Here is an 18,825-nt window from a genome sequence, read left to right on the forward strand (position 1 = left end):
ATATAAAGAAAAAAGGACTGGGTTATTCCCAGCCCTTTCCAGCACCTATTCGTTCACAGGAAGTACAGCACCTTTATATTCTTTGTTAATAAAATCTTGAATTTCTTTTGAATGTAGCACTTCTACTAGCTCTTTAATTTCTTTTTTCTTCTCGTCACCTTTACGAACTGCGATAATATTTGCGTAAGGAGAGTCTGATCCTTCAATTGCGATTGCATCCTTTGTTGGATTTAATTTCGTATCAATTGCGTAGTTTGAATTAATAAATAAAGCATCACCTTCATTGTTTTCGTACAGCTTCGGTGAAAGTCCAGGTTCTACATCTGTTTTAAACTTTAAATTTTTCGGGTTTTCTACAACATCTTTTACTGTCGCTTTAACAACATCTACACCGTCTTTTAATTTAATAACGCCGCCTTTTTGTAACAACGCTAACATACGACCACGCTCAGCTACGTTATTACTCATAATAACCGTTCCTCCATCTGGAAGCTCTTTTAAGCTTTTATATTTCTTAGAATAAATGCCCATTGGCTCTAAATGAATTTTTCCTGCATTTACAATTTTGTATCCTTTTTCTTGAATCTCTTTATCTAAATAAGGGATATGTTGAAAATAATTTGCATCGATTTCTTTATCAGCTAATGCCTTATTTGGTAAAACATAATCCTGGAATTTTTTTATCTCTAACTTAATGCCCTTTTTCTCTAATATTGGCTGTGCCTTTTCTAAAATAACAGCGTGCGGTATATTAGAAGCGCCAACGACAAGCTTATTCTCATCTTTCCCGCCACAAGCGGCTAATGTAAATACAGACAGTGCTGTAACAACTGACAGTATAATCTTTTTCATATGATGTCCCCTTCTCCCCTATAGTTATGTAGTTAGAAAAAAGAGCCGGCATACACCAGCCCTCCTTCAAACGATTATTCTTTTACAGGAACAACTGCCCCTTTATATTCTTTATTAATAAAATCTTCAATTTCTTTAGAATGTAATACTTCTACAAGAGCTTTAATCTCTTTTTTATCTTTATCGCCTTTACGAACTGCTACGATGTTAGCATATGGAGAATCACTGCCTTCAATTGCAATCGCGTCTTTTTCTGGGTTTAATTTCGCATCAATTGCATAGTTAGAATTAATTAGAACTGCATCGCCTTCTTTATTGTTATACACTTGTGGTAATAAACCAGGCTCAATATCCGTTTTGAACTTTAAATTTTTCGGATTATCTGCAATATCTTTTGGAGTTGCTTTAACTGGCTCTACTCCGTCTTTAATTTTTAAAATGCCTTCTTTTTGTAAAATTGCTAAACCACGACCATGATCAGTAACAGAATTACTCATAATAATTGTCGCCCCGTTTGGAAGTTCTTTTAAGCTCTTATATTTTTGAGAATACACACCAATCGGTTCTAAATGAATTTTTCCTGCTATTTCAAAATCATATTTCTTATCTTTAATCTCTTTTTCTAAATACGGAATGTGCTGGAAGTAGTTTGCATCTAATTCCTTATCCGCTAACGATTTATTTGGTAATACGTAGTCTTGGAATTTTTTAATTTCTAGCTCAATTCCTTTTTTCTCAAGTAACGGTTTTGCCTTTTCTAAAATTTCAGCGTGCGGTACGTTAGAAGCACCAACAACAAGTTTCTTTTCATCTTTATCTTTCCCACCACAAGCAGCTAACCCCAGAATTGAAGTTGAAATAAGTGCTGTAAGTAATAATTTTTTCATTTGAAATATCCCCCTGTTTTCATTATCTTTTATCTATTCGAGTCGTTACACTATCACCAATCCACTGAATTAAAAATACAACGAGTAATACACAAATTGTCGCAACGATTGTTACATCATTATTTCCTCTCTGGAACCCCTCTAAATAAGCAAGTGTTCCAAGGCCACCAGCACCAACAACTCCTGCCATTGCCGTATAGCCTACTAAAGCAATTGTCGTTACCGTAATACCAGATACTAAAGCTGGTAACGCTTCTGGAATTAATACTTTCAAAATGATTGTGCTTGTTTTTGCTCCCATTGCTTTTGAAGCTTCAATTACACCTTTATCAATTTCACGAAGTGCGATTTCAACCATTCTCGCGTAAAATGGTGCCGCTCCAATAATTAAAGCTGGCAGCGCTGCACTCGCTCCGAGAATTGTTCCAAGAAGAATCTTTGTGAATGGGATTAATAAAATAATTAAAATGATGAACGGTATAGAACGGAAAATGTTTACGAACGCTCCAATCACCGTATTAATCGCTTTATTTTCCCATAAATTATCTTTTGCTGTCATAAAGAGTAATAGTCCTAAAATAAGTCCTAAAACAAATGTGGCAAGCGCTGCGATTGCCGTCATATATAACGTTTCACCAGTTGCTTCTAACATTTGATTCCAATCAACATTTGCGATTAACTTATCCATGTGCAATCACCTCCAGCTCTACTTGATCTTGATGAATCCCTTCTATTGCTTGCTGGATCGCTGTTTCTTCACCATTTAAATGAACGACTAAACTTCCGTAAGAGCCGTTATTCGTTTGCGCGATATTTCCTTGCAAAATGCTAACTTCTATATCACCGCGCTGCATTAACCTTTGAAGTACCGGTCTTTCTACCGCTTCACCGACAAACTGCAAACGAATTACTTTTCCATCTGGATACTTTTCTATTAAACTTTCAATCGTTTCATTCGTATCTTCAGAATCAGTTAACTGCTGTACAAATCGTTTTGTAATGTCTTGCTGTGGATTACGGAATACGTCAAGTACTGGACCCGTTTCTACGATCTTCCCTTTCTCCATTACAGCAACACGATTACAAATTTTGCGAATAACGTGCATCTCATGTGTAATCAATACAATGGTTAAGCCGAGACGCTTATTAATATCTAATAATAAATCTAAAATTTGATCCGTTGTTTCTGGATCAAGAGCTGACGTTGCTTCATCACATAAAAGTACTTGTGGATTATTTGCTAACGCTCTTGCTATCCCGACGCGCTGCTTTTGTCCACCACTTAGCTGAGATGGGTACGCGTCTCCTCTTCCCTCTAATCCAACAAGATGAATTAACTCATCGACACGTTTTCTTCTCTCCGCCTTATCGACACCTGCAATTTCAAGTGGGAATGCGATATTTTCACGCACAGTTCGTGACCAAAGTAAGTTGAAATGCTGAAAAATCATTCCGATTTCTTGTCTTGCCTTACGAAGTTCATTTCCAGTAATCGCTGAAATCACACGATTCGCAATTGTAATTTGGCCAGAAGTTGGTTTCTCTAACTGATTAAATAATCTGATTAACGAACTTTTCCCAGCGCCACTATATCCAATAACACCAAATATTTCCCCCTTCTCTACTTGTAAGTTGGCGTTATCTACAGCAGTGACATCACCGCTTTTTGCCTTATATATCTTCTTTACATTCTCTAATAGAATCATGGTGTATCACCCCTTTTTTGTTTAAAAAGCGTAAGCGGCTCGTTTAGAATGTGAAGTGGATGGAGCTTCTGACGTAGAGGCGCTTTTTGCCTCATAGGAAGAAGCGAAGCCATCGAACATTCTAGCCGCTGGAGATTTCATAAAAACTTTGGATAGACTCCGCATTTTTTTATTTTTGATGCGTGTAGTCCATCGTTATAGCTCCTCTTATTATTTGAATGTCCTCCGCATTCAAACAACAAAAAACCTTTCCGCTTCTAGAGAAGCAGAAAGGTTTTTATGCGTATATAACAACATTATCCCTCTCTCTCATCTCTCAAAGCATTTGCTTTGCAGGAATTGGCACCATTTCAACATAAGTTGACGGTTGCCGGGCTTCACAGGGCACAGTCCCTCCACCTCTCTTAATAAGAGAAATCAGATTAAATTTTCGTCTGATTTAAAATTTATGAAATTGTCTATATTTTATGAATTGAATTGTATCAATATCCACACGCTGTGTCAACAGAAATTTTCGTAAAAAAAGAAACTTCAGAATTTTAAGCTCCGACTGACATCGGTTTACATATATGAAACATCGATTCGACTAATAACATCGTTCGATACGTTCCAGAATATTGTACCCGTCCATCACTCATTAACGTTTGCAACCTCATATTTCCAGTCACTAATTTTTGTACATCCTCTTCCTCTAAACAAACGATTTGTTCCGTTCCTCTCGCCTCTTTCAAAAGTTCTATATAATCTCTTGAAATTTGTAACGAACAGCATTCATCTCCAAAACGAAAATTAACAGTTCTTTCTCCTTGCCTTAAAAGCGGTTCTAAATGATATTGCCCATTAGCGTAATTTACAAATGATTGAAGCAAAGAATATAATTTCATCCTAAATCACATCCCTCATATCACTTTCTATTACATACCATTCCCTCTTATTAAAGAGCAATCCTGTTACTTTCGCTCGACAAATACTGTATCTATCACGCATGTCGACATATTTCCCAAGAAATATGTCGAGGCGGCAAAAACTTTGCCGCCTACTTTAATTCCGTATATAAATATTCAACCGAATGAAATGCATATATTTTCTTCATCAGTGTCCCATTTTCAAAAACAAGTAAACACGGTACACTTTCTATCCCATATTCTTTCGCTAAATGCGGGGCATAATTTAAATCTAACATCCCAATTTTCAAATCTTCAATCGTCATCTCGACGACCGTTAACATCTTCTTTGCTAACTGGCATGTTCCACACATTGGTGTATACACATATAACACTGTTTTTTCTTCATTTCCTATTAGGGCTGTAGCTTCGGCACCTGTCCAATCAATCACTTCTATCATTCCTTACCGTAAATATTCTGTATAAACGTCAATGTCAGCTCCCCATAATACATTTGCTAAATGTGAAGAAGGTGCAGTCGCCACCTCGCGATACGAGCGATCAATATAAATATGCTCTGCTTGCGGAAATTCTTTTCGGAATTGTTTCCTTAACTTTTCTCCTGCATCATCAGCATCCACTAGCACATATACGTCCTTATCAAAAAATTGATCAATGAGCTCATCCATTTTCGACAAACCAATTGTACCATTTGTACAAACAATTTCCACTGGTTCACGAATAATAGATTCAATCTTTCTTCTATCCGATTTACCTTCTACAATAATGACTTTTTCCACATAAATCATATGTCATCACCCGATCACCATATACTATACAACCTTTAACTTAGTATATAGTATATTCGTTATTTTCATGTTGTTTCCTGTTTATTTTTGCAAAAGAAAAGCAGAAGCGGCTCGTTCAGAACAAGAGGGCATTGGAACTCCTGAACTAGAGGCGCTCTTTGCCTCAAGTGAAGGAGTGGAGTGAAATGACCGACTGTTCTAGCCGCTGGAGGTGGACAAAAGAAAAGCAGAAGCGGCTCGCTCAGATTGTGAGGGGGATGGAGCTTCTGACGTAGAGGCGCTTTTTGCCTCTCAGGAAGACGCGAAGCCACCGAACAATCTAGCCGCTGGAGCTGGATCATAACGAAAAGCAGAACCGACTGTTTAGCCCTGTTGGCTAAGGTTCTTTCGTACAGAAGAGGCCTTTTGTCTTCTCGTACGGAAGGTTCTTAGACATGAAGGGCTAGGAGGTGGCTAAATCGGCATAAATCCTCAACGAAAAACGTTCTCCTACATAATAATTAATATATATGTTTTTAAATTCATTATGTACACAACATAAAAAAGGACAGCACAAAGGCTGTCCTTTTTCTTCGACTATAATTAGTCTTGGTTTGTCATTTCTGCATATTTTTCTGCAGTTAATAACTTCTCAACTTGGCTTGCATCAGAAAGTTCAACTTTAACCATCCATGCACCCTCGTATGGAGATTCGTTAACTAGTTCTGGTTGGTCACTTAATTCTTCGTTTACTGCTACAACTTTACCACTTACAGGTGCGTATAATTCAGAAACTGTTTTAACAGATTCTACGCTTCCGAATGGCTCGTCAGCTTGGATTGTTGCACCTACTTCAGGAAGTTCAACGAATACGATATCGCCTAACTCACCTTGTGCAAAATGAGTAATACCGATAACAACCGCATTACCTTCTGTTTTTACCCATTCGTGTTCTTCAGAGTAACGTAAATTATTTGGAATGCTCATGACTGTACCTCCAGTGAATGTATTAATTATGTAAAAATACCTTATTGGTACTTTTTCCACACACTTTCAAACTGCTCTTCGTTAAAACCAAGTGTTACACTCGTTCCATCTGTTACAATTGGACGTTTAATTAACATGCCATCAGATGCTAAAAGCTCGTACATTTCGTCTTCGCTTGCATCCTTTAACTTATCTTTTAAGCCAAGTTCGCGGTAACGCGTTCCACTTGTATTAAAGAATTTTTTTAATGGTAATTCACTTTTCTCATGTAAATTACGTAAATCTTCTTTTGACGGTGGATTTTCAACAATATGAATCATCTCATATGCTACATCGTTTGCCTCAAACCATTTCTTTGCTTTTTGACATGTGCCACACTTTGGATATGAATAAAATGTTACTGTCATAAATTCACCTACTTTTTTACTAACCTTTACCTTTATCATATAGAAAACATTTTATTATTTCAAACGATTATTCGCTAAACTTTTACTTATTTCGTGATAATTTTTAATAATCCTGCTAATTTTTCTTATTTTTCCGCCATTTATTAAGAAAAAATAAATATATAATTTTTTAAAAACTTTTTTCTCATTCCACGCCGAACATATATCTTAAACAAACGTTTATTTAATTTCATATTTTTCTACCTCAACCTTTGGAATACGTAAATTCTTTTATACCGAACATATACCTTAAACAAACGTTTGATTAATTTCATGTTTTTCTACCTCAACCTTTGGAATACATGAATTCTTCCATACCGAACATACCTCTTAAACAAACGTTTGATTAATTTCATGTTTTCTATATCACCGTTGGAAAACATGATTTTCTATACCGAACATATATCTTAAACAAACGTTTACCCCGCTATTTGCGGGCAGTAAGACTCCCACCTCGAAATTCGGCGAATGCGAGGAAGTTAGGTGGGAGATAACTGCCCGTAAAAGCCCGATTGGTGAAGGCTAATAATCAGTGGGGGATGGACAAAACCCCCACTGATTAAAGTTTCACTTTATTTAAAAAATAAGAAGCCCTTTTACAGGCTCCTTCATCATCGACTTAAATAGTCCGAAATGGTTTGAAATACTACTATATACATATTATGAATATTTTGATTGGAAACCGTATCATTATATAATCCTATACCCCAATATTGTCCTTCGGGTCTTCCCATATTCACAAAACCTTGCGTATACATCATTGCCCTATCCCTTGGAGCATTGTCAAAATCTAAATCTTTTTCAGTAAAAATCAAATACGGTCTATCTTGTAAACCAATAAAAAACACCGGCTTCTTTAACGATAAAAATAAGTCCGTATACTGTTCCTTTGATGCTTCTTGAAAATATTCTTTCATGACGAGAAAACCATCAACTTTTGCTGATTTCTCCTGCATCTCTTCTAACTTCACGTTTTCAAACTTTATATTTCTAAATGTATCTTTCGGCTTTTCACCAACAACTCCAATTACGAGCGCTCTCCCGTTATATTCTAATGTATCTCCTTCATTATCCTTGGCACATCCAGTACCCACTAGGCATAACAATATAAAAAATAAGAAATAAAGTGAACGCTTCATATAGCACCCTCCTCCTCTTTTAAGTCAAGTGACAAAAATGTAAGGTGAATTCAAGAAAATGTAAGTGAAATCGATAGCCCAATTGGATTTTCTATATTATAATCAATTGAATTTATTTACATTACTAAAACATAGGAGATTATCATGAAGAAATTTAAACTTTCATCTCTTCTTCCGTTAAGTTATATACTTCTACTCGTACTCGTAAGTCCCCTTTACGATGTATTAAATAAATCTACTGTTCACGCAGTAGATGTCACAACTGTAGTAGATGATTGGATTCCATTTGTGAAAGCATTTATTATTCCTTACTTACTTTGGTTTCCATACTTATACGGTGCACTTATTTATTACTGTTTTGCTGATCGAAAGCAATATTATGTCACTTTAAGTAGTGTAATTCTTGGAAAGCTCGCTTGTTTTTCGATTTATTTTTTTTGGCAGACAACTGTACCACGCCCAACCGTCGTTGGAACAGATGTATTTTCCGAACTAGTCCGCTATATTTATAGTATTGATCAACCAGTAAACTGTTTCCCAAGCATTCATGTCCTTACGACATTTGTCATTATGTTAGCTGCCTTTAAGCGTAGAGAACAGCATGCTTTGGAATATTACATCCTTACTTTCTTCGGTACGCTTATTATTTTATCAACATTATTTACGAAGCAACATGCCTTTGTAGATGCCGTTTCTGGAATGACGCTTGCAAGCGTACTATACTTCGGTGTTCGGCTATTATTAGCAAAAGAAACAGTACGCGTTCCAGTAAAACAAAATCATAAAGTGAAACTATAATCAGTGTGGGGGGGTAGCCCGACTCCCATCCTAACTTCTTTGCTCCAGCCGAATTTTGAGGTGGGAGTTTTACTGCCCGGCAAATAGCGGGATAAAATGTAAAAAAGCAGACTGTGGCTTCAGTCTGCTTTTCCCTATATTAAGGAGATTTTCAAATTAAGATTGCGGTACAGTCATATCACCAGAATGAATACGACCTGCTTTTTTAAGAGCAATGTAAAGTATATAAGAAACCGCTACTGGGATGATGATATAAGTGATTATCATCGCTGGGACAACCTCCCACCCTTGGCTGGAAATTAAATTAATTGGTGCGATAAGAGAACTTAATCCAAGACCTGCAATTTCTTTTCCTGCTTCCAGTTGGAAAATCAGTGCTGATACTGGGCCCACTATAGCACTGGCGACAACAGTTGGGACGAGAATCATTGGATTTTTAGTAATGTTCGGCAACTGTACTTTGGGAGTACAAAGTGCCTGAGCTAATATGCCACCTAAATTATTTTCTTTCGCTGAAATAACAGAGAATCCGATAAACTGAGCAACACACCCTGCAAGTGCTGCACCGCCTGCAACACCATCTAAGCTAAGTGCTATCGCTAAAGCAGCTGATGAAGCTGGAGAGATAAGTAATAGTCCCCAAACTACAGCAATCACGATAGAAGCGATGAATGGGCTACCAGCTGAACTATCTTTAATGAATGCTCCAACTGTATTTAAAACTGGGCTAATATTTTGAGCTAACCAAATACCGACTAAACCAGAACCTAATATTGCTGCAAATGGAACGAGCATCATATCTAAAGCAGTTTTTCCACTTAATCGTTTACCAATATAAACTGCTAAAGTCGCTGTTAATAATGCACCGATTGGTTCACCTGTTTTAATGATGAGACCAGCTTCAGTAATTGAAATTGAACCAGCTCCAATTGCTCCAGCTACCATCGCTGAGAAAATTACGAGTCCGTTTGCACCGAGCATAAAAGCAATCCCGGCTCCAATTGCTGGTGCCATAAGTGATTTTGCAACAACTCCGATTGTAATAAGTAATGGGATATCAACAATTCTTCCTATATTTTCGATCAGTAAACCAATTCCAAGGGATACGAAAATACCCTGTGCGATTCCGGCTGAAGCTTTAAACACACGAGACATTATATATTCCTTCATTTGTTTCACCTTCTCCTATAATTTAGTAACCAATTGTTTTCATATAATCGCGTAAAACATCGTTTGATTTTGCAAAGCGGCTTTCTTCATCTTCTGATAAGTTTAGTTCTACCACTTCTCTTATACCGTCTCTAGTAATAATTGCTGGTACTCCTGTACAAATATCGTATTCGCCATATTCACCATCTAAAATAGCTGAAACAGCGATAACACGATGATCATCATTGAAAATTGAGCGAGCAATATAAGCTAGAGAATTTCCGATTCCGTAATAAGTAGTTCCTTTACGCTTATAAATTTCCCATCCCGCTTTTGCAGTCTTCTCAACAATTTCATCTAAATCGATTTCACCAAATCGTTCTTTTTGTTCCTCTAAAATTTGCAGAATTGGCTTTCCACCAACCGTTAAGTGAGACCAAGCAACCATTTGAGAATCACCATGTTCTCCTAATGAATACCCATGAATACTACGAGGATCTACATGTAACATTTCAGATAAAATTGTTCTTAAGCGAGAAGAATCTAGTGATGTACCTGTACCAATCACACGATTTCTAGGTAATCCAGATAGCTTCCACACTTGATATGTAATAATGTCAACTGGGTTCGATGCGAGTAAGAAAATGCCATCAAATCCACTTTCCATTACGCCGCCAACAATACCTTCCATAATCTTAGCGCTTGCTCCTAAAGTGTCTAAACGACTTTGTCCAGGCTTCGGCGCTGGTCCTGCTGTAATAATGACAATGTCCATATCTTTGCAGTCTTCATAACTTCCTGCATATACTTTTGTTCTTGTATTTGTAAAGTTAATGCAATGTGATAAGTCCATCGCTTCCCCAACTGCACGTTCATGATTTATATCAATTAACAATAGCTCTTCGCAAATCCCTTGGTTTACAATGGAATACGCACAGCTTGATCCAACTAATCCAGTACCGATAATTGCAATTTTTCTTGTGTTTCTATTCATAGCAATCTCTCCTAATCGATCATGTAGTCTATTTCTTTCGTTCTTTACACTCCTAATTATAGAGGTTCCTACGATAGAAACCATGGATACTTTGTGAAATATTGAACAAAGTTTTTGTCCTTTTTGTGAATTGTTATATTACATTTTCGTCATATTTGTTACAACCGGAAAAATATTTTTTATGTATTTATTGACATATACAAACCAAAAAAACGAGCGAATCCATTCGCTCGTTTTTTTCATCACACTATTCCGCACTTAATTGACTTTTCAATTGCTGTACAATCATTGGATTAGCAGGCGCTGCCGGCTTATAATAACTTTTTTGCTTTGCGTATTCATACATATTACGTTGACGGGATTCATCTTGATTACGAATTTGAATTAACGTTTGATGTAACTGTTCATTATCAGACTGAGAAATATAATTTGCATAACTTGTTAAACTTGAGTTTAACCCTGCTAAATAATCATTTACCATATCTTTTTCATTCATTTCTCTCTTCCTCCTATCCTAGAAAAGTCATTAATTGTTGTTTCGTATTTCGTGCATCTTGTGCATCCTTTTGTAACATTTGTTTCAGTTCTGGATCTGTACAAGCCTGTGCATACTGGTCCAATTTGTTAATAATCGTCGCATGACCACCAATTAAATGACGTAAATTTTCTACTTCAAGCTCTGTTAAGTTTTGCATGGAATACTCCTACCTTTCTTTGTTCATTCACCATTTATTATTTGATTCTTTTTAAATCATATTCATAAAAAAAAGACATCTAGAAATACCACTAGAATGTCTTACAAACACTCAAAAAAATTATGATCCTAATCCAAGCCAAGACCCTTTCATATTTATGTTTTTCAACTTCGTATTAGCGATATATACATTTCTAAAGCCTTCAAAATAATATCATTTAATGAGAAAGAGCCTCTAAATCATTAGAGACTCTTTCTCATTAAATTCCTTTCCGCTTCTTCAATCGCTAGTTTCATGCGTAGCAAAGGGTCTTTAATCATCTTTCCATGCCCTGTCGCCAATATAGATGGTTTATATTCCAGCAATTTCTGAGCGCTTGCCAAGGCAGTTTCTGCATCCCAAGTCCCAAACACAGGAAACGGAAAGAGCCACTTTATTTGTCCTGCAACGGCCACTCCTCCCCTCGTTTGAAACACATCTCCAACAACTAGCGCATCATTTCTCGTATCTAAAAACGCCATTGAACCTGGTGTATGACCTGGAGTCGCAATCGCTAAAAGAGAACCAATTCTACCTCCTTCTTGAAGAAGAATATCTGGAATCGTCTTTATCTTTTTGGACACACCCACTTTTATCGGCGTGTTTCGTTCTCCATTTTGCAGCGCCATATTTCCTTCAAGTAAACGAGCATCTCTATTAGAAATATAGACCGGAATATCCGGCAATTCTTTCTTTATAATATCAAGCGCTCCTATGTGGTCATCATGAGCATGAGTAATAATAATATTCGTAATCGGTTTACCAATTTTTCGAGCCGATTCTAAAATCTTCTTTCCACAAAATGATAAAGCAGCATCAATTAAAGTTAATCCAGCATCCTCCTCAACAAAATAACAGTTGATTGGAAATAGATGCGGGAAAAATGCTATTTGATGAACTGTTTCTGCTTTTATTAACTTCATCCCCTTTACCTCCATTAAAAAAAGCCGTTTACAAATACATATGTAAAACAGCCCTTTTCAAGAATCCATCAATAAAGTGAAACTTTAATCAGTGGGGGTTTTGTTCATCCCCCACTGATTATTAGCCTTCACCAATCGGGCGTTTACGGGCAGCCCGACTCCCACCTAACTTCTTTGCTCCAGCCGAATTTTGAGGTGGGAGTCTTACTGCCCGCAAATAGCGGGACAAAAAACCAGCAGCCAACAAGGCCACTGGTTCTCTCTCATCTATTAAACTGTATAACGCTCATCTTCTAAAATTTTTGCAGCGATTTCACGTTTCTTCGGAATTACGTTAAGTGGTGTGTGGCGAGTTAATTTGCGTAATGATGATAACATCATGCGCAGCATGTCGCCGTTTTCAACTGCGATAAGTGTTTCTTTTGCATCTGCTTCGATTTCGTTGAATGCTTCTTGGCAGAATACTTCAGTGTATAACACTTTTTGTTTATTCTTTTCAAGACCAGTTGTTTTAATTGCTTTTTCTGTACGAAGAAGAGCTGATTCCATTGCATAAAGGTTGCTTACGATGTCAGCGATATTCACAAGAATTTCTTGCTCTTTATCTAATGCTTTACCGTACTTTTGAGCTGCTAATCCAGCTACCATTAAACCGATTTTCTTCGCGTTCTTTACTAAATATTTTTGAAGTGCTAATGGCTCATCGCCTACTTCTTCTGGCATCATCATCATTAACTCTTCTTGTAATTTTTGTGCTTTTTGAAGAAGTGGTAATTCACCTTTCATCGCTTTGCGTAAGAACGTACCTGGTACGATTAGGCGGTTAATTTCGTTCGTTCCTTCGAAAATACGGTTAATACGAGAATCGCGGTACATTCTTTCAATCTCGTACTCTGCCATAAATCCGTAACCACCGTGAATTTGAACACCTTCATCTACTGTATAATCTAACACTTCAGAACCGAATACTTTATTTAAAGAGCACTCGATTGCATATTCAGCGATAGAAGCTGCTACTGCTTTACCGTCTTTTACTTCTTCTTCAGATAATGTGCTCATGCGGCTTTCAAATAAACCTACTGTACGATATACAGAGCTTTCAGCTGCATATGTTTTCGCTGCCATATTCGCAAGTTTCTCTTGAATTAATGGGAAACGAGCAATTGGTTGTTTGAATTGTTGACGTTGATTTGCATATTGTGCTGAAATTTCTACTGCACGTTTCGCAGATCCAACTGTACCAACACCTAATTTATAACGACCGATATTTAAAATGTTGAACGCGATAATATGACCTTTACCGATTTCACCAAGTAGGTTTTCTTTCGGTACCAATGCATCTTCTAAAATTAACGTACGAGTTGAAGAACATTTAATACCCATTTTCTTTTCTTCTGGGCCTGTAGATACGCCAGCATACTCTTTCTCTACGATAAATGCTGAGAAGTGCTCGCCGTCTACTTTTGCATATACAACAAATACGTCAGCGAATGCAGAGTTTGTAATCCATTGTTTTTCACCGTTTAATACGTAATGTGTACCTTCTGCATTTAAACGTGCCGTTGTTTTTGCACCTAATGCATCAGATCCTGAACCTGGCTCAGTTAATGCATATGCAGCTAATTTTTCACCAGTTGCAAGTAGTGGTAAATATTTTTTCTTTTGCTCTTCGTTACCGAATAGTACAATTGGTAACGATCCGATACCAACGTGAGCACCGTGAGTGATTGCAAAACCACCAGCGCGCGAGAATTTCTCTGCGATTAACGCTGAGCTTACTTTATCAAGACCAATTCCGCCGTACTCTTCTGGTACGTCAGCACCTAATAAACCAAGTTCACCAGCTTCTTTTAAAAGACGCACAGAACGATCAAACTCGTGTTGCTCTAAATATTCAAGCTCCGGAAGAACTTCATTTACGATAAAGTCCTCTGTTGTTTTTGCAATCATTTTATGCTCAGATGAAAAGTCTTCTGGCGTAAACACTTGATCAATCGTAATCTCATCAACTAAAAAGCTACCGCCTTTAACCGCACTTCCTACTGTTTTTTCCATGAAAATTTCCTCCTTTATATTTTCATAAGCCGCTTTTCTCATTTTGAAAGAAGCTGGCTCTCACGTTTATTTTTTATACCCCTTTGTTGCTTCCATTCTTTGCTTTAGCGCCCTCCTGTTCTGAGCAAGCCACCTGCACTTTTTTTGTAATCTAGTTCCGGTGGCTAAAACAGTCGGTCGTTTCATCCCTTCCTGTGAGGCAAAAAGCGCCTCTTCGTCAGGGCTTCCAACGCCCTCCTATTCTGAGCAAGCCACCTGCACTTTTTTTATAATCTAGTTCCAGCGGCTAGAATGTTCGGTGGCTTCGCTTCTTCCTGCGAGGCAGAAAGCGCCTCTTCGTCTGAAGCTCCATCCCCCTCACATTCTGAGCGAGCCGCTTACACTTTTTTTATAATCTAGTTCCGGTGGCTAAAACAGTCGGTCGTTTCACCCCTTCCTGTGAGGCAAAAAGCGCCTCTTCGTCAGGGCTTCCAACGCCCTCCTGTTCTAAGCAAGCCACCTGCACTTTTTTTTATAATAATTCAAATACTCCCGCTGCTCCCATTCCGCCGCCGATACACATTGTTACGATACCGAATTGTTGGTTGCGGCGTTTCATTTCGTGAATAAGGGATAGTGTTAGTTTTGCTCCTGTACAGCCAAGTGGATGTCCAAGTGCGATTGCACCGCCGTTTACGTTCACCTTTTCTTCATCTAAACCAAGTTCACGAATAACTTGGATAGATTGAGAAGCGAATGCTTCATTTAGTTCGAATAGACCGATATCAGATAGCTCTAAACCAGCTAATTTTAACGCTTTCGGAATTGCAGCAATTGGACCGATACCCATTATTTCTGGTGGTACACCAGCTACTGCAAATGAACGGAATTTCGCAAGTGGCTTCATACCATCGCTCACTGCTTTTTCACGATCCATTAATAGTACAGATGCTGCTCCGTCACTCAATTGTGAAGAGTTACCAGCCGTTACAGAACCGCGAACGTTAAATGCTGGACGTAATTTACCTAAAATGTCTAGCGTCGTCTCTGCTCTTACACCTTCGTCTTGTGCGAAAATGATTGTTTCTTCTTGCAGTTTGTTGTTTGATCCAACAGTACGTAATGTTACATCTACAGATACTGTTTCATCAGCAAAGTTCCCTGCAGCTAATGCTTTTGCAGCACGTTGATGACTTCTTACCGCGAATGCATCTTGCTCTTCACGAGAAATTCCATATTTCACAGCAACTTGCTCTGCTGTATGTCCCATACCCATATAATATTCTGGAGCAGCTTCTACAAGGCGACTGTTCGGACGAACAACGTGCCCCATCATTGGAACTAAACTCATTGATTCCGCTCCGCCTGATAGTACAGCTTCAGAGTGCCCAAGCATAATGCGCTCTGCTCCGTAAGCGATACTTTGTAAACCTGAAGAACAGTAACGGTTAATTGTAATAGCTGGAACATCGTAAGAAAGTCCTGCTAGCCCGCCGATATTACGAGCCATATTTAAACCTTGTTCTGCTTCTGGCATCGCACAACCGAAAATTAAATCGTCGATTGGCCCTTCATAATTCGCACGCTTTAACGTTTCCTTTACTACTAACGCCCCTAGATCGTCAGGACGAACTGTTTTTAATGAACCCCTCTTTGCTTTTCCAATTGGTGTTCTTGCTCCCGCAACAATGACAGCTTCTCTCATGAACGATATCTCCCCTCGTTATTAGTTACGTAATGGCTTTCCTTTTACAAGCATGTGCTGCATTCTTGCTTGTGATTTCATCTCACTTACTAAGCTAATAAATGCTTCACGTTCTACATCTAATAAATACTGCTCATCAACTTCTGTTCCGTACGGTACTTTTCCGCCCGCAATGACATATGCAAGTTTCTTCGCAATGTGAAGATCATGTTCAGAAATGTAACCTGATAAATGCATTGCTTCTGCACCAAGTACAAGCGTTGCATAGCCTGTTTCACCAACAACTGGTATCTTTTTACGAATCGGTGCTTTATAACCCGTTTCATATAAAGAAAGTGCCTTTTGTTTCGCATCATATAGTAAGTGATCACCATTCACACTAATACCGTCTTTATCGCCTAAGAAATTGTTCGATACAGCTTCTTGCGCTGATGTAGAAACTTTCGCCATCGCTACGGATTCAAATACTTTATTCGCAACTTTTTGCAAGTCGAATTCTACACCATTTGCCATTTTGTTTAAGTGTTTAATGTATAGCTCTTTGTTACCGCCTCCGCCAGGGATTAAGCCAACACCTACTTCTACTAAGCCCATATATGTTTCGCTAGAAGCTTGAATGCTCGCTGCTGGTAAACAAACCTCTGTACCACCGCCAAGCGTCATACCATATGGAGCTGCTACAACTGGTTTAGAAGAGTACTTAATTTTCGTCATTGCATCTTGGAAGTTTTTCACAACCCACTCAATTTCAAAGTAGTTATCGTCTTGTGCTTCCATTAAAATCATTGCAAGGTTCGCACCAACGCAGAAGTTCTTCGATTGGTTTCCGATAACAAGACCTTTATAATTTTTCTCTACTTCATCAACAGCGTAGTTAATCATTTGTGTAATATCCATACCGATTGCATTGCTCTTCGAATGGAATTCTAAGCAAAGGATACCATCGCCTAAATCAATTAAGCTCGCTCCGCTATTTTTCTTTAACACACCGTTTTTCGCTTTTAATTGCTTAAGCGAAATTGCTTTTTTGTTACGTTCGATTAGCTTATATTCACCATTATCGTAATAGTAGCTATCGCCATTATCATGTTTATAGAAAGTAGCAAAACCTTTCTCTACCATTTCTTTCACCCAAGCAGGAACAACTGCGCCGTTTTCTTCCATCTTTTGAACGGACTTTTCAACGCCGATTGCATCCCAAATTTCAAATGGACCTTGCTCCCAGCCGAAGCCCCATTTCATCGCTTGGTCAATTGCAACGATATCGTCAGCAATTTCTTTATGAAGTTTTGCAGAGTATAAAAGAGTTGGTGTGATAATGTTCCATAGTAACTCTCCTGCACGATCTTTCGCGTATACAAGCGCTTTCAATTTATTCGCTAATCCTTTTTCTTGCTTACTTAACTCTACGGATGCAGCTTTTAATTTTTTGCGCGCTTCATATTCCATCGTTTCTGGATTCAATTCTAAAATTTCTTTCCCTTGTTTTAAGAAGAAGCCTTGACCCGTTTTACTTCCAAGCCATTTTTTATCAAGCATGTCATGCATGAAGGCTGGTACTTTAAATACATCACGCTCTTCTTCTTGTACATTTTCATATACGTTATTTGCAACGTGTACAAATGTATCTAAACCAACAACATCTAATGTACGGAACGTTGCGCTCTTTGGACGACCAATTAATGGACCTGTTACAGAGTCAACTTCTCCAATGCTATAGCCACGCTTAATCATTTCTTGAAGCGTTACAAGCAAGCCATACGTACCGATGCGGTTTCCAATAAAGTTTGGTGTGTCTTTTGCGATAACAACGCCTTTTCCAAGAACGTCTTCGCCAAATAGTTTCATGAAGCTTAATACTTGTGGATCAGTTTTTTTCGTCGGTATTACCTCTAGAAGTTTTAAATATCGTGGTGGGTTAAAAAAGTGTGTTCCTAAGAAGTGTTTCTGGAAGTCGTCTGAACGACCTTCTGCCATTTTTTCAACGGAAATGCCTGATGTATTTGAGCTCACAATTGAGCCTGATTTACGAACAGCATCTACTTTTTCAAATAGTTTCTTCTTTATATCTAAGTTTTCAACTACTACTTCAATAATCCAATCTACATCAGCAAGACGCTCAAGATCATCTTCAAAGTTACCTGCTTCAATCAGTGCTAGATTTCCTTTCACTGTCAGAGGAGCTGGTTTTTGCTTTACTAGTTTTTGCAAAGCCGTGTTACTAAAACGATTTCTCACACTTTTATGTTCTAATGTAAGTCCCTTCGCTTCTTCTTCCTTCGTAAGCGCCGGTGGTACAATATCAAGCAATAATGTCGGAATACCAATATTAGCTAAGTGTGCCGCAATCCCTGAACCCATTACGCCTGAACCTAGAACAGCAGCCTTTTTAATTTGGAACATCCATTTCTCCCCCTATTCTTGAATGAATGCTCATTCAATTTTTCGACATAAGTCGCAATCAATGAGTGAGCCTCTACTAATAAATATATGATACAGTTTGAATTTTCGCAATATATTTATTGATAAAATTTTCTGAAATAAATAAATTTCTTTCATTTGGCTATGCTATACATGTGTATTTTCTTCATTAAAATGCACTTTTCCTTTTTTATAATCTGACGAAACTGGAGGAATATATATGGCAAAACTTAAGAAGAACCCTTCAAAAGCTGGAATTAGCGCAGCAAGTGTAACAGGAAATGCAGGTCCGCATAATCACGGTGTTGAAAAAGGGCGTCAAGGTAATAACCAACAATATAAGAAGCATAATATGGGCGAAAAATAACGCTATATTTT

At 37.9% G+C, this 18,825-nt stretch carries 21 protein-coding genes and 1 riboswitch; of the genes, 3 read left to right on the top strand and 18 right to left on the bottom strand.

Going from position 1 to position 18,825, the window contains the following annotated elements; translation table 11 throughout:
• Window positions 1-45: 45 nt before the first annotated feature.
• The 7 genes from metQ (MKX77_RS24360) to MKX77_RS24390 all read right to left on the bottom strand — a co-directional run bounded on the left by metQ (MKX77_RS24360) (window position 46) and on the right by MKX77_RS24390 (window position 5,138).
• Window positions 46-852, bottom strand: coding sequence for a methionine ABC transporter substrate-binding lipoprotein MetQ (gene metQ, locus MKX77_RS24360; protein WP_341308033.1), 807 nt, complete (start codon window positions 850-852; stop codon window positions 46-48).
• 74 nt (window positions 853-926) lie between these two features.
• The gene (gene metQ / locus MKX77_RS24365; RefSeq protein WP_098777480.1) at window positions 927-1,739 is read right to left on the bottom strand and encodes a methionine ABC transporter substrate-binding lipoprotein MetQ; all 813 of its coding nucleotides are present in this window, start codon (window positions 1,737-1,739) and stop codon (window positions 927-929) included.
• 22 nt (window positions 1,740-1,761) lie between these two features.
• A complete protein-coding gene (locus MKX77_RS24370) occupies window positions 1,762-2,427 on the bottom strand; it encodes a methionine ABC transporter permease (RefSeq protein ID WP_144505374.1) in 666 nt (221 codons plus the stop codon).
• Window positions 2,420-3,445, bottom strand: a complete 1,026-nt coding sequence (locus tag MKX77_RS24375; protein ID WP_341308034.1) for a methionine ABC transporter ATP-binding protein — start codon at window positions 3,443-3,445, stop codon at window positions 2,420-2,422. The genes MKX77_RS24370 and MKX77_RS24375 overlap by 8 nt, the downstream gene beginning before the upstream one ends.
• A 306-nt stretch (window positions 3,446-3,751) precedes the next feature.
• Window positions 3,752-3,859: riboswitch (SAM riboswitch) on the bottom strand.
• A 125-nt stretch (window positions 3,860-3,984) separates the two neighbouring features.
• The gene (locus MKX77_RS24380; RefSeq protein WP_002068015.1) at window positions 3,985-4,329 is read right to left on the bottom strand and encodes a hypothetical protein; all 345 of its coding nucleotides are present in this window, start codon (window positions 4,327-4,329) and stop codon (window positions 3,985-3,987) included.
• Between the two features lie 152 nt (window positions 4,330-4,481).
• A complete protein-coding gene (locus MKX77_RS24385) occupies window positions 4,482-4,790 on the bottom strand; it encodes a thioredoxin family protein (RefSeq protein WP_081257354.1) in 309 nt (102 codons plus the stop codon).
• 3 nt (window positions 4,791-4,793) lie between these two features.
• Window positions 4,794-5,138 (bottom strand): toprim domain-containing protein, encoded by a 345-nt coding sequence (locus MKX77_RS24390; protein ID WP_000640865.1) that lies wholly within the window; start codon window positions 5,136-5,138, stop codon window positions 4,794-4,796.
• A 211-nt stretch (window positions 5,139-5,349) separates the two neighbouring features.
• On the opposite strand from MKX77_RS24390, the gene MKX77_RS24395 reads away from it, so the two are divergent.
• The gene (locus MKX77_RS24395; protein WP_341308035.1) at window positions 5,350-5,481 is read left to right on the top strand and encodes a hypothetical protein; all 132 of its coding nucleotides are present in this window, start codon (window positions 5,350-5,352) and stop codon (window positions 5,479-5,481) included.
• A 239-nt stretch (window positions 5,482-5,720) separates the two neighbouring features.
• Here MKX77_RS24395 and gcvH read toward each other — a convergent pair whose 3' ends face one another.
• The 3 genes from gcvH to MKX77_RS24410 form a co-directional block, all read right to left on the bottom strand.
• Window positions 5,721-6,104 (bottom strand): glycine cleavage system protein GcvH, encoded by a 384-nt coding sequence (gene gcvH, locus MKX77_RS24400; RefSeq protein WP_000026895.1) that lies wholly within the window; start codon window positions 6,102-6,104, stop codon window positions 5,721-5,723.
• Between the two features lie 41 nt (window positions 6,105-6,145).
• A complete protein-coding gene (locus tag MKX77_RS24405) occupies window positions 6,146-6,511 on the bottom strand; it encodes an arsenate reductase family protein (RefSeq protein ID WP_002089384.1) in 366 nt (121 codons plus the stop codon).
• A gap of 650 nt (window positions 6,512-7,161) precedes the next feature.
• Window positions 7,162-7,689 carry a hypothetical protein gene (locus MKX77_RS24410; RefSeq protein ID WP_215554636.1) on the bottom strand — a complete coding sequence of 176 codons (528 nt, stop codon included), beginning with the start codon at window positions 7,687-7,689 and terminating at the stop codon, window positions 7,162-7,164.
• Between the two features lie 144 nt (window positions 7,690-7,833).
• Here MKX77_RS24410 and MKX77_RS24415 point away from each other — a divergent pair, with 144 nt between their 5' ends.
• Window positions 7,834-8,487 (top strand): phosphatase PAP2 family protein, encoded by a 654-nt coding sequence (locus MKX77_RS24415; protein ID WP_215554637.1) that lies wholly within the window; start codon window positions 7,834-7,836, stop codon window positions 8,485-8,487.
• A gap of 156 nt (window positions 8,488-8,643) precedes the next feature.
• Here MKX77_RS24415 and MKX77_RS24420 read toward each other — a convergent pair whose 3' ends face one another.
• The 8 genes from MKX77_RS24420 to MKX77_RS24455 form a co-directional block, all read right to left on the bottom strand.
• Window positions 8,644-9,657 (bottom strand): PTS transporter subunit IIC, encoded by a 1,014-nt coding sequence (locus tag MKX77_RS24420; RefSeq protein WP_002112681.1) that lies wholly within the window; start codon window positions 9,655-9,657, stop codon window positions 8,644-8,646.
• Window positions 9,658-9,679: 22 nt separating this feature from the next.
• Entirely contained in the window at window positions 9,680-10,630 is a 951-nt protein-coding gene (locus MKX77_RS24425) for an L-lactate dehydrogenase (protein ID WP_445819120.1), read from the bottom strand.
• Window positions 10,631-10,877: 247 nt separating this feature from the next.
• Complete coding sequence (locus tag MKX77_RS24430) at window positions 10,878-11,126, bottom strand: spore coat protein (RefSeq protein WP_002034620.1); 249 nt, start codon at window positions 11,124-11,126, stop codon at window positions 10,878-10,880.
• Between the two features lie 13 nt (window positions 11,127-11,139).
• Entirely contained in the window at window positions 11,140-11,325 is a 186-nt protein-coding gene (locus MKX77_RS24435; protein WP_002112687.1) for a hypothetical protein, read from the bottom strand.
• Window positions 11,326-11,567: 242 nt separating this feature from the next.
• Complete coding sequence (locus MKX77_RS24440) at window positions 11,568-12,287, bottom strand: MBL fold metallo-hydrolase (protein WP_341308036.1); 720 nt, start codon at window positions 12,285-12,287, stop codon at window positions 11,568-11,570.
• A 270-nt stretch (window positions 12,288-12,557) separates the two neighbouring features.
• Entirely contained in the window at window positions 12,558-14,342 is a 1,785-nt protein-coding gene (locus MKX77_RS24445) for an acyl-CoA dehydrogenase family protein (protein ID WP_002159983.1), read from the bottom strand.
• A gap of 511 nt (window positions 14,343-14,853) precedes the next feature.
• Window positions 14,854-16,026: an acetyl-CoA C-acetyltransferase gene (locus MKX77_RS24450; RefSeq protein WP_215554639.1), complete on the bottom strand. Its 1,173-nt coding sequence runs from the start codon at window positions 16,024-16,026 to the stop codon at window positions 14,854-14,856.
• A gap of 21 nt (window positions 16,027-16,047) precedes the next feature.
• Window positions 16,048-18,429 (bottom strand): 3-hydroxyacyl-CoA dehydrogenase/enoyl-CoA hydratase family protein, encoded by a 2,382-nt coding sequence (locus MKX77_RS24455; RefSeq protein WP_341308037.1) that lies wholly within the window; start codon window positions 18,427-18,429, stop codon window positions 16,048-16,050.
• Window positions 18,430-18,667: 238 nt separating this feature from the next.
• Here MKX77_RS24455 and MKX77_RS24460 point away from each other — a divergent pair, with 238 nt between their 5' ends.
• On the top strand, window positions 18,668-18,814 hold the full coding sequence (locus MKX77_RS24460) for a YuzL family protein (RefSeq protein ID WP_001096344.1): 147 nt from the start codon (window positions 18,668-18,670) through the stop codon (window positions 18,812-18,814).
• Window positions 18,815-18,825 lie beyond the last annotated feature (11 nt).

Source organism: Bacillus sp. FSL R9-9410, assembly GCF_038050385.1.
Taxonomy (GTDB): Bacteria; Bacillota; Bacilli; order Bacillales; family Bacillaceae_G; genus Bacillus_A; species Bacillus_A cereus_U.

Coding starts and splice junctions, on each gene's coding strand:
- metQ (WP_341308033.1), bottom strand. CDS start 852: ATGAAAAAGATTATACTGTCAGTTGTTACAGCACTGTCTGTATTTACA.
- metQ (WP_098777480.1), bottom strand. CDS start 1,739: ATGAAAAAATTATTACTTACAGCACTTATTTCAACTTCAATTCTGGGG.
- MKX77_RS24370 (WP_144505374.1), bottom strand. CDS start 2,427: ATGGATAAGTTAATCGCAAATGTTGATTGGAATCAAATGTTAGAAGCA.
- MKX77_RS24375 (WP_341308034.1), bottom strand. CDS start 3,445: ATGATTCTATTAGAGAATGTAAAGAAGATATATAAGGCAAAAAGCGGT.
- MKX77_RS24380 (WP_002068015.1), bottom strand. CDS start 4,329: ATGAAATTATATTCTTTGCTTCAATCATTTGTAAATTACGCTAATGGG.
- MKX77_RS24385 (WP_081257354.1), bottom strand. CDS start 4,790: ATGATAGAAGTGATTGATTGGACAGGTGCCGAAGCTACAGCCCTAATA.
- MKX77_RS24390 (WP_000640865.1), bottom strand. CDS start 5,138: ATGATTTATGTGGAAAAAGTCATTATTGTAGAAGGTAAATCGGATAGA.
- gcvH (WP_000026895.1), bottom strand. CDS start 6,104: ATGAGCATTCCAAATAATTTACGTTACTCTGAAGAACACGAATGGGTA.
- MKX77_RS24405 (WP_002089384.1), bottom strand. CDS start 6,511: ATGACAGTAACATTTTATTCATATCCAAAGTGTGGCACATGTCAAAAA.
- MKX77_RS24410 (WP_215554636.1), bottom strand. CDS start 7,689: ATGAAGCGTTCACTTTATTTCTTATTTTTTATATTGTTATGCCTAGTG.
- MKX77_RS24415 (WP_215554637.1), top strand. CDS start 7,834: ATGAAGAAATTTAAACTTTCATCTCTTCTTCCGTTAAGTTATATACTT.
- MKX77_RS24420 (WP_002112681.1), bottom strand. CDS start 9,657: ATGAAGGAATATATAATGTCTCGTGTGTTTAAAGCTTCAGCCGGAATC.
- MKX77_RS24425 (WP_445819120.1), bottom strand. CDS start 10,630: ATGAATAGAAACACAAGAAAAATTGCAATTATCGGTACTGGATTAGTT.
- MKX77_RS24430 (WP_002034620.1), bottom strand. CDS start 11,126: ATGAATGAAAAAGATATGGTAAATGATTATTTAGCAGGGTTAAACTCA.
- MKX77_RS24435 (WP_002112687.1), bottom strand. CDS start 11,325: ATGCAAAACTTAACAGAGCTTGAAGTAGAAAATTTACGTCATTTAATT.
- MKX77_RS24440 (WP_341308036.1), bottom strand. CDS start 12,287: ATGAAGTTAATAAAAGCAGAAACAGTTCATCAAATAGCATTTTTCCCG.
- MKX77_RS24445 (WP_002159983.1), bottom strand. CDS start 14,342: ATGGAAAAAACAGTAGGAAGTGCGGTTAAAGGCGGTAGCTTTTTAGTT.
- MKX77_RS24450 (WP_215554639.1), bottom strand. CDS start 16,026: ATGAGAGAAGCTGTCATTGTTGCGGGAGCAAGAACACCAATTGGAAAA.
- MKX77_RS24455 (WP_341308037.1), bottom strand. CDS start 18,429: ATGTTCCAAATTAAAAAGGCTGCTGTTCTAGGTTCAGGCGTAATGGGT.
- MKX77_RS24460 (WP_001096344.1), top strand. CDS start 18,668: ATGGCAAAACTTAAGAAGAACCCTTCAAAAGCTGGAATTAGCGCAGCA.